The organism is Arthrobacter sp. SE2, assembly GCF_058244265.1.
Genome location: NZ_JBZAYA010000006.1, coordinates 241510 through 254280, shown reverse-complemented (window position 1 = coordinate 254280; position 12771 = coordinate 241510). Strand labels below are relative to the sequence as shown.

Annotated in this window: 13 protein-coding genes; 3 read left to right on the top strand and 10 right to left on the bottom strand. The window is 62.4% G+C overall.

Annotated features, from left to right (window positions below; translation table 11 throughout):
* Positions 1 to 4: 4 nt before the first annotated feature.
* The 4 genes from AC4CS3_RS11155 to AC4CS3_RS11140 are packed head-to-tail and all read right to left on the bottom strand — an operon-like array spanning position 5 to position 4768.
* Positions 5 to 883 (bottom strand): TniQ family protein, encoded by an 879-nt coding sequence (locus AC4CS3_RS11155; protein ID WP_490783523.1) that lies wholly within the window; start codon positions 881 to 883, stop codon positions 5 to 7.
* Positions 880 to 1908 carry a TniB family NTP-binding protein gene (locus AC4CS3_RS11150; protein WP_490783522.1) on the bottom strand — a complete coding sequence of 343 codons (1029 nt, stop codon included), beginning with the start codon at positions 1906 to 1908 and terminating at the stop codon, positions 880 to 882. The genes AC4CS3_RS11155 and AC4CS3_RS11150 overlap by 4 nt, the downstream gene beginning before the upstream one ends.
* Positions 1899 to 3980 carry a transposase gene (locus tag AC4CS3_RS11145; protein ID WP_490783521.1) on the bottom strand — a complete coding sequence of 694 codons (2082 nt, stop codon included), beginning with the start codon at positions 3978 to 3980 and terminating at the stop codon, positions 1899 to 1901. Before AC4CS3_RS11145 ends, AC4CS3_RS11150 begins: the two co-directional genes overlap by 10 nt.
* 17 nt (positions 3981 to 3997) lie before the next feature.
* The gene (locus tag AC4CS3_RS11140; protein ID WP_345046066.1) at positions 3998 to 4768 is read right to left on the bottom strand and encodes a TnsA-like heteromeric transposase endonuclease subunit; all 771 of its coding nucleotides are present in this window, start codon (positions 4766 to 4768) and stop codon (positions 3998 to 4000) included.
* Between the two features lie 248 nt (positions 4769 to 5016).
* On the opposite strand from AC4CS3_RS11140, the gene AC4CS3_RS11135 reads away from it, so the two are divergent.
* Positions 5017 to 5271 (top strand): hypothetical protein, encoded by a 255-nt coding sequence (locus AC4CS3_RS11135; RefSeq protein ID WP_490783520.1) that lies wholly within the window; start codon positions 5017 to 5019, stop codon positions 5269 to 5271.
* Between the two features lie 57 nt (positions 5272 to 5328).
* On the opposite strand, the gene AC4CS3_RS11130 is transcribed toward AC4CS3_RS11135, so the two are convergent.
* On the bottom strand, positions 5329 to 5760 hold the full coding sequence (locus AC4CS3_RS11130; protein WP_490783519.1) for a hypothetical protein: 432 nt from the start codon (positions 5758 to 5760) through the stop codon (positions 5329 to 5331).
* Positions 5761 to 6586: 826 nt separating this feature from the next.
* Here AC4CS3_RS11130 and AC4CS3_RS11125 point away from each other — a divergent pair.
* Both AC4CS3_RS11125 and AC4CS3_RS11120 read left to right on the top strand, forming a co-directional pair.
* Positions 6587 to 7171 (top strand): histidine phosphatase family protein, encoded by a 585-nt coding sequence (locus tag AC4CS3_RS11125; protein WP_490783518.1) that lies wholly within the window; start codon positions 6587 to 6589, stop codon positions 7169 to 7171.
* An 89-nt stretch (positions 7172 to 7260) separates the two neighbouring features.
* On the top strand, positions 7261 to 8574 hold the full coding sequence (locus tag AC4CS3_RS11120; RefSeq protein ID WP_490783517.1) for an alkaline phosphatase family protein: 1314 nt from the start codon (positions 7261 to 7263) through the stop codon (positions 8572 to 8574).
* Positions 8575 to 8602: 28 nt separating this feature from the next.
* Here AC4CS3_RS11120 and AC4CS3_RS11115 read toward each other — a convergent pair whose 3' ends face one another.
* The 5 genes from AC4CS3_RS11115 to AC4CS3_RS11095 all read right to left on the bottom strand — a co-directional run bounded on the left by AC4CS3_RS11115 (position 8603) and on the right by AC4CS3_RS11095 (position 12745).
* The gene (locus AC4CS3_RS11115; protein ID WP_490783516.1) at positions 8603 to 9718 is read right to left on the bottom strand and encodes an AI-2E family transporter; all 1116 of its coding nucleotides are present in this window, start codon (positions 9716 to 9718) and stop codon (positions 8603 to 8605) included.
* 66 nt (positions 9719 to 9784) lie between these two features.
* Positions 9785 to 10237 carry a DUF1003 domain-containing protein gene (locus AC4CS3_RS11110; protein ID WP_490783515.1) on the bottom strand — a complete coding sequence of 151 codons (453 nt, stop codon included), beginning with the start codon at positions 10235 to 10237 and terminating at the stop codon, positions 9785 to 9787.
* Positions 10238 to 10286: 49 nt separating this feature from the next.
* Positions 10287 to 11456: a carboxylate-amine ligase gene (locus AC4CS3_RS11105; protein WP_490783514.1), complete on the bottom strand. Its 1170-nt coding sequence runs from the start codon at positions 11454 to 11456 to the stop codon at positions 10287 to 10289.
* A gap of 99 nt (positions 11457 to 11555) precedes the next feature.
* Complete coding sequence (locus AC4CS3_RS11100) at positions 11556 to 11759, bottom strand: hypothetical protein (protein WP_059389943.1); 204 nt, start codon at positions 11757 to 11759, stop codon at positions 11556 to 11558.
* A gap of 380 nt (positions 11760 to 12139) precedes the next feature.
* Positions 12140 to 12745 carry a DUF1326 domain-containing protein gene (locus AC4CS3_RS11095; protein WP_490783513.1) on the bottom strand — a complete coding sequence of 202 codons (606 nt, stop codon included), beginning with the start codon at positions 12743 to 12745 and terminating at the stop codon, positions 12140 to 12142.
* Positions 12746 to 12771: the final 26 nt, after the last annotated feature.

Here is a 12771-nt window from a genome sequence, read left to right as displayed (position 1 = left end):
TCCATCATGGCTTGGGCGGGCTGATGGTGTCGGGTCCGCGGAATCCGGGTAGCCAGTCTGTGTCCATCCAGTGCCGTAGGGGGTCTGAGGCTCCGCGGGGGTGCCAGCCGTCAGTGAGTTCAATGCTGATGCGGTCCAGGAATTGGTCGGGGTGGCGCGAGTGGGCTATTTCGTCCCAGTGTGGTGAGCTGATCGCGGCGGTGAGGGTGACGATGGCGGGGTAAAGCGAGGCGGCTACGATGGCGTGGCTGTTGGCGTGCCGGGGCTGATCGGCTGCCAGTTCGTCGTAAATTCCGGTAGTGGCAGGGAAGTGATGTAACTGGTCGTACCAGGTCCAGTTGATGACGCGGGCGACGTGGAAGGCTTTGCGGACTGTGGAGCGCCCGTGGCTGGTGATGAGGTTTTTGTGGTGGTGCCAGGCGGCGGTGATCTCCGGGGCCGCACGGATGGAGAACTGGTCCGTGAAACCGGCGACGCCCTCGCCGGTCCAGAGTCCATGACGCGGGCAGATGACCATTTCGTGGGTGGTGTAGATCTGCACGTACCGGCCGGCGCCGTGGGCAAGTGCGCAGCGGTGGCAAGCGGCAGTGTGGGTTGTGCGGATGGGGCGTCCGGCCAGTTTCTGCCGCAGTGACGGGGCGGGGTCGTGCTGGCCAAGCTGCGGCATAGCGAGGACCAGAACGGCGGGGTCGTTGTTCGCCAAGACGGCAAGAGTTTCGAGCCATGGCCGGCGGCTGCTCTTCAGGAGCGTTCTGAGCTGTCGGGGCTGGAGGGAGTTGGCAGTTCCGAGCCGCCGGATAAAGGAGGGAGTGGTCTCGTCTTTGTAGACGCGGACCGGGCGTGGCAGCGGCCGCGAAGGGATCCGCACTGCGGCGGTTGTCATCGTGGGGCTGCAGTGGTCGTGGCCGGTCGTGGTGCGAGGGATTCGGCTGCGTGGTCGATGCTGGTCTCGTTCAGCAGTTCGCGGTCGATCTTCTCGGTGCCGGTGAGGATGGCCATGATGGCGGCTTGGCGGATCAGGTGGGAGAGGCTACTGATGCTGCCGCCGGTGCGGTAGTGCAGATGCTGGGCCTGGGCGGTGAGGGTGCCGGGTTCGTGGTGGTGCAGGCGCAGGCCGTTTTCGAGGGTGGCGACCAGGGCTTCCCATTCTTCGGTGAACGGGAACGGGCCGGTGGTTTTGAGAACGGAGCGGGCGGAGATCTGCCGTCCGCGGAGCCCGGTGAACAGGCCGGAGTTTTCGACGTTGATGCCGGCGTAGACGAAGGTGGCTGGCATGTGTTCGGTGAAGTATTTGAGGTGGTCTGACATGTCTTCGCCGGCGCTGGTGGCCAGGTTCAGGTTGTGGATCTCGTCCACGATGACGAGGTCTGTCTTTGCGTCTGTGAGGACCTGGCAGACGGCGTCGGCGATGTCGGTGACGTTCTGGCGGGGGCGTTGGGGCAGTCCGAGGAAGTTGGCGAATTCGCTGGCCAGTTTCCGGGGCGAGCCTTTGGGTGGCGTGGTGATGTAGACGACGGGGATGCGGTCCTGTCTGGGGTACTTCCGCTTGATCAATAGCTCATGCGTTTTGCCGAGGAGTTTGATGGCGGTGGTTTTGCCGGAGGCCCAGGGGCCGGAGACTACCAGTCCGCGCCGGGCGCTGATCTCACGCTGGTTGAGCATCATCAACAGCCGGCCCTGGTTCGTGATGGAGCGCACGGTTGAGGTTTCCACGATGACCAGTTCGGAGTGGTAGCTGATACGTTGCTCGTCGTAGCGTTCACGCTCGATGGCACTCATAGCCGCCAGTACCGCCGGGTCGGGCGGATCCATCTCGGGCGCGACTGAACTGACGAAGCTCCGCCAGCCCTGCAAAGTCGTGGTTGGCGCGCGGCTGGCGCTGGGAAGTTCTGCTGTTTCTACCACCATTCGTCGGCCTTTTCCTGGGGGTTGTATATCTTCAGCGGAATGACCTTCGCCAGCTGCGGGGTATCCGCTTCTCGTTCCGTGGCTGGTCCGGTCACTGGGTCCGGCGTCGGGGGCTTTTCCAGAGCAGGCTGAACGGTGTGTGGCCGCGGACGTTGGGCCACCACGGCAGCAGTATTGCGGGCGGCGGCCCGCTGGTCTTTCCTGTTCCTCGCCCGCGGTTTGGCCGGGGGTGAGGCTTTGTCGAGGATGCTGTCCACCGCAGCCTTGATGGTTTCCTCTGAGGGGTTCGTGATGCCGCGTTGCCCGACGATCTGGCGTCCGTAGTCCCAGATGTCGTCCCCGAAGGGTTGGGGAGAGGCGGACAGGTGTCGCCAGTAAGCGGTGATCCAGCCGCCGTCGTGGTGGTTGCGGATCCAGACACAACCGGCGTCATAGGGGTCGTATCTGACCTCCCATAGGTCCTTGAGCGCTTTCATCCCGGATTTCTGGCCGCGGTAAGGATTCAAATCGGCGGTGTCGTAGACCCGGTGGCGGATTTTGACACCATAGCTGTTGATCACCCGTGTTTCGGCGGGCAGGAGTTCCAGATAGTCCTCGGCGCCGAGCGGTACCGGGATATAGCCGCTGACCGCAAGAAGGGCCGCGTATTTCTCGTTCGGCGTCAGTACCCGGGAGGGTGTGAAGGGGTCCCGGAGCCCGTCGTGGGGGCGGTTTTGCCAGCCGGTGACGATCCATTCATCGAGAAGGTCCTGGATCTCCAGCAAGGAGAACACGGCCTGGTGCTCGGCGTTCTTGCCGCGTCGTTCGACGGAGGAACCCAGGTAGCCGGTGACGTATTGGGCGAAGAGTGTGCCGATGGACTGCAGGGTGCGTTCAATGACTGGCTTGTCGGTGGGCGTGTCGGGGTGTGCTGGCTGCAGGCTGATGCCCTGGCTGCGGCACGCGCTCTTGAAGGTGTTGGAGAGGTAGGCCTTGCCGTGGTCACAGACAATGGTTTCCGGAACGATAATCGGTTTCGCGGCGGCGTACTCGAGTCGTTCGTCGATGGATTTCATCGACCGGTAGGGCAGGGCGGAAGCGGCCATGGATGCCGCTTGGGCCCAACCAGGCCGCATCAGCTCGGGGGTCAGGCACCGCGCGAGCAGCAAGGCCGCGTCAACAGCCTTCGTTGCCGGGCGCACGACCGCTGCCGGGATGCTGCGAGTTGCGATGTCGACCATTGCGGTCAGTTCGACGCGGCCGATGACGCCGTCGTCGAGTTCGACGGCGATGTCCAGGGGAGTGGAGTCAATCTGCATCAATTCCCCGGGCCTGACCGGGTAGACGGCGCCGAAAGGTCCTTCCGGTTGCTGGGCAAGTGTGCGCCGGGTCCGGGCTGACCCGGTTGCGTGGCGCCCCTCGGCAAGCCTGCCGATGAGGCGGTGGAATGTGGCCCTCGACGGCAGAGGGACAACGTCCGGCCCGTGATCGGCTTCGAGTTGCTTGCGTACTTGGCGCATCAAACGGTCCGTGGTTCCTGATGACTGATGGGTGTTGCCTTCCAGCACTGAGAGGATGGCATCGACCACCCGCTGGTCCGTCCGGCCTGCCAGGGGCGTTTGGCGGATGAGCCGCCGGTCAACGAGCCCGAGGATGCCCCTTTTCTCGTAGGCATGGCGCAACCGCTGCAGCGAGCCGATGCTCATGGTTTCGCCCAATTCGTGAAGCTCCGCCAATTTGGCCTGCTCGCGTTGCCGCAAGGATGTGAGTTCGACGTCGAAGGTCCTTCTGGCGGTCTGGCCCGGATCGGCATTGCAGGGGATGCCGTCCAGGACTTCGGTCATGTGGCTTTCCATCCACCGCGCTCTTGCCTGCACGTCGGAAGGGAGCGATTCGAACAGCGGTGACGGGCCTGCGATCCGCCGCCGCGTTGGCTGAGTTCCCACGATCCTGAAGGTCTTGTCTGCCAGGAGTGATCCGACTTTGATCGCGACAGGTGCCTCGCCGGCAACGGCAAGCATGGCGACCTCACCGTCAAGAGCAGTTAGCCGGTAGATGACCCCTCGGAGCTCAACGTCATCACCGAGGGTCAATACGGCCCGCCCGCCCATCACGGTGCTTCGCCGTTCAGCCAGACCATCGTGCCCTGATGGAGGACCCGGGCGCAGATGTCAGTGCCGATGCGATGGGTCCAGAGAAGGTGGAACAACGGTGCAAGGATCGTGACAGGGTCACCGGTTGCAGCAGCCAGGCTACGTATTGACATCGGGCCGTCGGCGGCGAGCCTGTCCAGGAGCTTGGCTGCTGTCGACGGCCGAACACACCTCGGGTGCCGGTATCCGGACAGCCACCGCAGATTTGCCAGAAGAACAGCCGGCAACCCTCCGAGGCGCCTGTACGCCCAGCCGACCGTCGCGCACAAGTCCTCCGTCGCATGAAAAATGTCCTGATCCGCCGGAGTCACCCTGTTGTCAGGCCGGACATCGATCACGGCGGCCGAGCCATCCGCCAGCCGGACGAAGTAGTCCGGCACGTGTGAACCCTGGGGGAGGGAGGAAGGCAGGGTCATGCGGAAGGGTTGGGATGAGAAGCCGGCGACATCAGGGTCGAAGTCCAGAAGCATCAGATTGTCACGTTCGCACCAGGATTCGAAGCCGACGTGCCGCTGGTTCGTGGCGCACCACCAGAGACCGGCGAAGTTACGCTGTCCCTTGAATGCTGTCAGACGCCGAATCGGCAATGAGTTCTCAAACGGGATCATCCAGCAATCAGCGAGATAACCAGTCCTGGACGCAGAGGAAAATTGCTCCCTGTAGGTCAGGGCGCCTGGAGCAAGATCGCGTCCGGCACAAGCTTCGGACGCCGCCGCAGCGTGTCCCATGCCACAACTGTAATGAGACAAAACCGGCCAATGCCTTAAGTGAGGTGAGACACGCCGCACCAATGCCTTAACTGCAGTGAGACAAAAAAGGCAATGCCTCATCTGTAGTGAGATTGCCTCACCTTAGGTGAGACAGGACACACAAGAAGTCACTAGCTCCAAGTGCCCGGAAATCTGCAAATTCTGCAATCGAATCACTTCTACTTTACATAATGTAGATTATCGGCGTTATAACAGCGGGAGTGGAAGTGGCTGCGAGAACTTCCGGGCGCCACATCCACCCCGGACACCTCAGAACGCGCCTCAGCAAGTTGTTCAGCACCCGGGCCGCACGGCTCGGGACCCTCCACGAACTCACCAAACTCGCACCAGTGGCCATCATCGCCGAAACGCTCGGCTATTCCCCGACCACCATCGAGCGCCACGCCACCGACTCGGCAGCCGCCTACGCCCAATACGTCGCCGCAGCGAGAACCTCACGCCAGGACACAAGACGCAAATAGCTCGGCATCCGGAGGCCATCGGGGAAACGCCCATTTCGGACGTATCTTCAGGGAGCTCTATAACGTTCCGCTGGGCCAGAGATCGACCCTTACGTGCTCGGGCGACAAATCGGCAGGGTCGGCGACACTGACCCGGAATTGGGTCATCCCCTTTTGGGCCGGAACAACAACTTCCATATCGGCATCTCCCACTGACAGTGTCCCCTCTGGAGTCGATAGGACGCCCCCACCCACTGCGTGATAGCCGGCCTCCGGCACCACCTCGTTCTGATGCAGGGCTATCGACACCGTCACCTCTGCGAAACCAAGATCAATATCCTCAACGTCCTGGGCGTGCCGCACCATGATGACCAGTGCTCCCGAGGTCCAACAGAAGGGCCGATCCGGTTCGATCTCGGGAAAGTCCTCCGTCTGACCAGGGCCCGTGACCACAGCGATCCCCCAGTGCCACGGACGTCGAAGAGAGGTCACGAGTATGGGCTGCTCCATAGACGAAGTGTCTCACGCACCCTCCTCCCGGCCCATGAACACCCGCGCATGCCAGTTAAACAGCGGGAGTGGAAGTGGCTTGATATTACTGGACAGACGATCTCCAGGATCGGGTTCGATTTTGCGATAACTGTCTTAGCATACGACGGCGCCGAAATCCGTATTGAATCGGAGTTATCGATCCGGGGTCCGGGCTGAGATATTTGTGCCGTCGATCCTGTACATCCCAGTGAGTCGATCCTGTACATCTCAGTGAAAGGGCGCTTCAGGTACTCTGTCTTCTCCACAGCTTCATGAGAAATACGATCGCTGATGAGATCACCGGCGAACCGTCCCTGGAGCCCGACATTGGGAACATCCTTCGCACCGCGAGCCCATCAAACTCACAAAACTCACAGGTACTCACACGCCGGGGCGCGCTGGCATCGGGCCAAACTCACAAGATACACAACGACTCACAGGAGCGCCGATGGACAGCCCTTCCCCCTTCGGCCGGTGCTACTCCCCCGGAAATACTCGGGCGCAGTGGCGTGCTGGACGAGTTTGAGTACGGACTGCCTCTGGTTTCCGGGGCCCCGGACCTGTTGACTATTTTCACGGGAGCACGCGGCATCGGAAAGACCGTCATGATCGGCAGCCCATGATCTGGCCCGCGAACAGGGCTGGGCAGTCATTTCCGAGACAGCGACCGAAGGCTTTATGGGACTCCTCGGGGAATCCATGCGGGAACTTACTGGAGAGCATCGCACAGATCCTGAGGATTTTCGGTGGAATCACGGATTCGGGGATTGATCGAAGCCGCATTGGTCAAGGCAGAATGGAGGGCATGCCCCTTACTACGTTCGCCCTCGTCCGCCACGGCCAAACAGACTGGAATGCCCAGCGCCGGCTGCAGGGATCGACCGATATTCCGCTGAACGACGTCGGCCGTGGCCAAGCGCGCGACGCCGTCGCCGTGCTGTCCGGTTACGAGTGGGACGTCGTTGTTTCGTCACCGCTGAGCCGGGCCGCGGAGACCGCCGAGCTGATCGCCGCAGGGTTGGGGCTCAGCGTGGACCGGCACGTGCCGGAGCTCACCGAGCGCCGCTTTGGACCTGCCGAGGGCCTGCATGCAGGACCTGAACTGGACGCACTTCGCATTCCCGGTGGCTTCCAAGGGGCGGAAACCGAGGAGGAGGCAGCCTCCCGCGGTCTTGCCGCGCTGGAGGCGCTGGCCGAAGAGTTCCGCGGCCGCCGGGTCCTCGTTGTCGCCCACGGAACGCTCCTCCGAGTGAGCCTCGGCCGCGCCATCGGCCGCACTCTGGAGAGCATCGACAACGCCGTGCTCAACCTCGCCCACCACCACGCCATTGACGGCTGGCAACTCGAACACTTCAATGGTGAACCCGTCCTGGCTACCATTCCCGGCTGAGCAGGACCGAGCCCGAGGCATATCCACCAAGACAGCGGCGTGGGAGACTGTTCAGCACTGACAGGAACTCTTCGAAGGGGATGGTCACCGTGGCGGTAACAGGTCTCAACGCCGTCCAACACATCGTCGTCTTGATGCTTGAAAACCGATCGTTCGATCACATGCTTGGATACCTCTATGCCGATTCGGCCAATGTTTCCCCCGCAGGGCACCCGTTCGAGGGCTTGACCGGCACGGAGTCCTGCCCCGGTTCCGATGGCAGGCCGGTGGGCGCCTACCAGCTGACTCCTTCGACCACCGACCTCTACTTCATGCCGGGCGCCGACCCCGGAGAGGGGTACCAGGCAACGAACGAGCAGCTCTATGGCAGCGCCGGCGCGCCGAAAGCGGGGACAGTTCCCTCCATGACCGGTTTTGTGAGCAACTATGCCGGCGCCATCAAGGACAACCTAGCCAAGGGCTGGCATGTGGTGCCGGGAACAACCGAGCACATGATCATGGGCTGCTTCACCCCTCAGACACTGCCGGTGTTGTCGGCGATGGCGAAGGGATTCGCCGTGTGCGACGCCTGGTTCGCGTCAGCTCCCACCATGACGATGCCCAATCGGGCCTTCGCCTGCGCCGGCACCAGCCAGGGCAACTTGGATGACAAGGCCAAGCGGTTCACTGTGCCGAGCATCTTCGGCCACCTGGGCAACCATGGCATCCCCTGGAAGATCTACGGCGAAACCAAGCAGCCCCTGACGAAACTCGACTTCGACGACACCCGGCACGCTCCGGCGTCGAACATTGGCCTGTTCACTGACTTCCAAGCCGACGCGGCGGCCGGGAAGCTCCCGGCATACGCTTTCCTTGAGCCGTCCTGGTCCTCGACGGGCAACAGCGAACACCCCAACTACAACGTCGCTCTCGGTGAGCAGTTCCTGCTCGACGTCTATCGCGCCGTCCGCGATGGGCCGGCCTGGGACTCAACCCTGCTCATCATTACGTATGACGAACACGGTGGCTGCTACGACCACGTCGCCCCGCCATGGGGCGCGACGCCGCCGGACGACGCCCCGGGGGAATTCGGTTTCGATTTCACCCGTTTCGGGCTACGGGTACCGACGGTACTGATCAGTGCGCTCATCCCTGCCGGCACCGTGTTTCGGGCCCCCGGTTCTGTCCCGCTCGATCACACCAGCATCCTTGCGACGATCGAACATCGTTGGAATCTGCCGGCCCTCACCCGCCGCGATGCGGCGGCGCCCGACGTCGGCGGGGCCTTGAGCCTCACCGTCCCCCGGACCGACGACCCCCTCGCAGGGGTTCAGGCACCTACTCCCCCGCCGACCGCACGGGCGTTGGCAGAACAGCCGTCCCACCTGGAGCAATTGCACGACGAGCTTCTCGCGCAACCATAGGATCGAGCTTTGGCTGTGTGAGTCCTGTTCAGGCCACGGTTCCGTCGGCGGCGTCGATGGTGGCGGGCGGGGTGTCGCCTCGCCCGGTCCACGTCTTGATGGCAGTCCACGCGACGGCGGCGGTCGGTACGGCTAACAAGGCCCCGACAATGCCTGCGAGCATCGTCCCGATGGCCAAGGCGAGCAAAATGGCCAGTCCATGGATACTCAGGACCTTGCCCATCAAAACGGGTTGGAGGAAATGGTGCTCAAGCTGGTTGGCCGCGATGAGGACGGCGAGGACGATGAGGGACGTCACCGGACCGTTCGAGATCAAGGCGACACCAACAGCGAGGGTACCCGCAGCGGTGGAACCAACGATGGGAATGAACCCGCCGATAAACACAAAAACGCCGAGTGGCAGGGCAAGCGGGACACCGAGGATGGCCAGCATTGTCCCTATGATCACGCCGTTCACTGCTGCTATCAGAGCCGTGCCGCGGACGTAGCCTCCCAGAACGATGGCGCTTCGTTCCGCGGCCAGATGGGCCTTTCTGCGGTGAGCCGCCGGAAGAAATCCGAAGATGAAGTTCCTGATCTTCTCGCCGTCCTTGAGGAAGAAGAACAAGATCACCACCATAAGAACCAAGCCGGCCAGGATTTCAGCGACCGTCCGCGCGCCGGTCAGCGCCTCGGCACCAAAGCTACTGCTCGTGAAGAAGCGCTGGATGGAATCGGCCACGGAGCGGAGCTGCTCGTCGCTGACTTTGAAAGGGCCGTTGTTCAGGAATTGGTGCAATTGCTCGATGCCGGCAGTGAATTTCACGGCAAGCTCCTTGGATTGCGCCCTGATAAGAAAGACGATTCCGGTGATGACTCCGCCGAAGACTGCAAGGATCCCCACGAACGACGCCGCGACGGCGAGGGCCCGGGGCCACCGGTGTGCAGTCAGCCAACGCACAAGAGGCGAAATTGCCGAGGCGAGAATGAGCGCGATTGTGACCGGGATCATGACGAGCGGCACGCTGGTCATCGTCCAAAGAATCACCGACACCAGGGTGATGACCAGGAGCATCTGCCCTGAACGGATCCCTGCCCGGCCAAGGCCGTCGGACCACATCGCTGACATCGTGGGTTTGGTCGGCGAATTGTTGCTTTCAGTCATTGGATTCCTTCCTGGTGGTGGTTCCGGCAGTGAACGCCACGCCGTCGTGCCTTCAGACGTGACGCGCTAAGAACGGTCGGAGCCCCTCCCCGCAACTGTGTCGATCTTGATGTTCCCTGCGGCTGCAAGTACCTGAAGTTCCCGAAGAATCTCCAGTTGCTGGCTGTTGATGGACATGAGCAGGTCGATCTCCTCTTTGGATTTCACGTTGGTGTCATGATCGTGCCGGGACATCACCGCCGCAATCGCATCCTGACGCTTGGCGGCGATGAGAAGGATGGCTCCTTGCAGCCCAGCCAGCATCGAGAGGAAGAGATTCAACAAGATGTACGGATACGGATCCCAGGCGTTGTTCGCCAACGCCCAGCTGTTGATGGCTGCCCAAAGGATCATGAACCCGACAAAGCCGCCGACGAACGGCCAACTGCCCATCCCGTTCCGCATGACATCCGCGGCGCGTTGACCCTTCGTCAATGATTCCTTGTGGTTTTCGTGCCAGGTCTTTCCCTTATCGCTCATGCCTCACCCTAACGGCGCACTCCGATGGAGCCGCAATTTCGCCCGACCGCTAGCTCGCCACGAGCACGGCAGTCCCTGCGTCCGTCGAAAGGTATGGTTCGCCGGTGTGTTGGTGATCCACGGGTTCGAGGTGGGTGACGCCCGTTGCATATGCGACGACGCCGGCGAGACTGCCGGTGCGTTGGTGGGCTTGCCGTTGCCGCGCGGCTCCCGTGCCTTGGCTGAGGATCCGTTGCAATCCCTCCTTGGCGTAGAGTGCGTCCCCGGTCTCTTCGAGGGCATCACGGACGTGGGAGTGGAGGGTGGCGAGGACATGCTTTGCGGTGTCGGGCTTGTGCGTTTTCGGGTCGAGCAGCTCCGCGTGCAGGCCGAACCGGCTGGCCCGCCACGTGGCTTGGCGCAGGACGGCGGCAGAAACCATGTCCGGACGCTGTCCGGACTTCCATTCCCTGGCGGCTGTATCCACCAAGGCGCGCACCAAGGCCGCGATCAGTACCGTATCCCGGGCATCAAGGCAAACATCCGAGACACGGATCTCGACCGTAGGGTGCCGGGCAGACAGGCGAGCGTCGAAATCCGGGCTCATGATCACACCGGTTCCCGACAGGTCCGCCACCAAGGAGTGATAGGCCGCGGCAGATCCGAAGACATCGGTGGGACCGGCGCTGGACCATCGGTTCCAAGCTTGGGTCCGGAAACTGGCGTAACCGCTGTCGGCCCCGTTCCAGAACGGTGAATTCGAGCTCAGTGCAGTCAGCACCGGAAGCCAGGACCTGATCCGGTCCAGCACTGCGACGCCTTCCTCATCCGAGTCAACGGAAACATGGACGTGATATCCGCAGGTCAGCTGCTCTCTGGCAGTCATAGCGAACTTTTCCAGGAGGGCGTCGTAGCGCTCGGTGTTTGTTGCATGCGGAATGACCGCCAGCGGCGACGTCGCGAGCGCAGCAATTCTTGCGCCCGCCTTCCGAGCGAGCGAATCGGCGTAAGAGCGTCCGGCACGTATTTCAGCGCCGAGCGCACTCAGGCTGCTGTGCGGGGAGGTGATGACTTCGATTTGCTCCTGCTGAAGCTCGATCGCCAACGTCGGGCCGAAAGGAGGAGCCACCCCGTGGGCACCGGCGCTATGAAGGCGCAAGATATCGCCGGCGAGGGGTACGGGACTGCCGTTGTCAGGATCTACGATCAGGAATTCTTCTTCAACACCAAAAGTACGCACTTGCCAAGTGTGGGCCACAAAAGCTACCCCCAACGACCACAAGTCGCAGGACCTCTAGAATCAAACGTCTCTGGTCAGTTCCGAGACGCTCAATTGCTGCTAGCTGGCCGGCGTCACGACGTCTTCCAGGACTGACCTGTCGAAGAATCGGATCTCGCCGGTCGCCTGGAAAAAGACGGGAACTACCGATGTGTTTGCGTCCTTCGAGGTTTCATAGATCTCCGGTGCGCTGCCGTGTTTTCGGGCGATGGTTCCTACCAACTCGGTGCCGCGAACCCTGACGGTTCGATATTTATAGCTCATGTGGACCCCTATCCTCAGCCAAGGCAAACGCTACTCCTGTGGCGCGCGGTCGGCAGCAGGGCCGGGACCAGCTGCGTTGAGCTTGATTATCCTTCGTCGCAGAGCAAGTGGTACCAGCTGTGGGCGAGCACTTCGAGGGCGTGGTCGGCGGCGGTCGCTGCTCTGTCAGGGCCGTCCGCGCGGTCGAGCGCAACCTCGTCCCGTTGCGCGAACGTCCCGCCTTTGCGCCGCTCCTCTCCAGACGCTCGCTCACCTTTGGGGTGTTTCCCGCGGACGCTCGCTCACATGATGTGAGCGAGCGTCCTTCCTTTTGGCCACATATCTGAGCGAGCGTCACAGTTGACGCAGACCGCGGTCATGTGAAGGCCAAGAAGCGGTACTTAGGCCGACCAGGCAAAGGGAGCCGAGAAGGAGTTCTTTCCGGCGTTATCCCACGTCATCCCGAACACGTCCACGCGGGCCGTGCTGGACGTGCCGGCCGCCAGGGTGTCCGCCGGGAATCCTATCCCGCTGATTTTCACTCCGAGTCCCGTGGCATCCAGCGGGGACACGAAGTCCTCCACGGCCATGTCGACAGCGCTGCCAACGCGGACCTGGTGCATGCGCCCGTCGTCGGTGTAAGCGATTTCCAGGGACTCCATTCCCGCCATTTCACCGATCAACGGGGTCAGGCCCTCCATCGGTCCGCCGAGTTGGCCACCAAAGACAGCGCCGAGGGCTTCCGCCTGCTCGGGTGAGGCGGCGGCATCCATCAGGACACCGAGCTTCCATCCCCCGTCACTCATGAGGGCAGGCGTATCGACGACGAGGCAGACCGTCAGGCCTCCGACGTCGACACCGTTCACCTCACCGGTGTCCACATGGAAGGCAAGGGCCACGTTGCAGCGGTCGTTATCAGCCGGTGCGGTCAGCCCGGAAGTGGAACACGGGCAAACCATGTCGCAATTGCAATTCTCAAAATACGTACCCTCGACGTGCCAGGACATCTGGGGCTCCTTTCGGCGAGGCATCC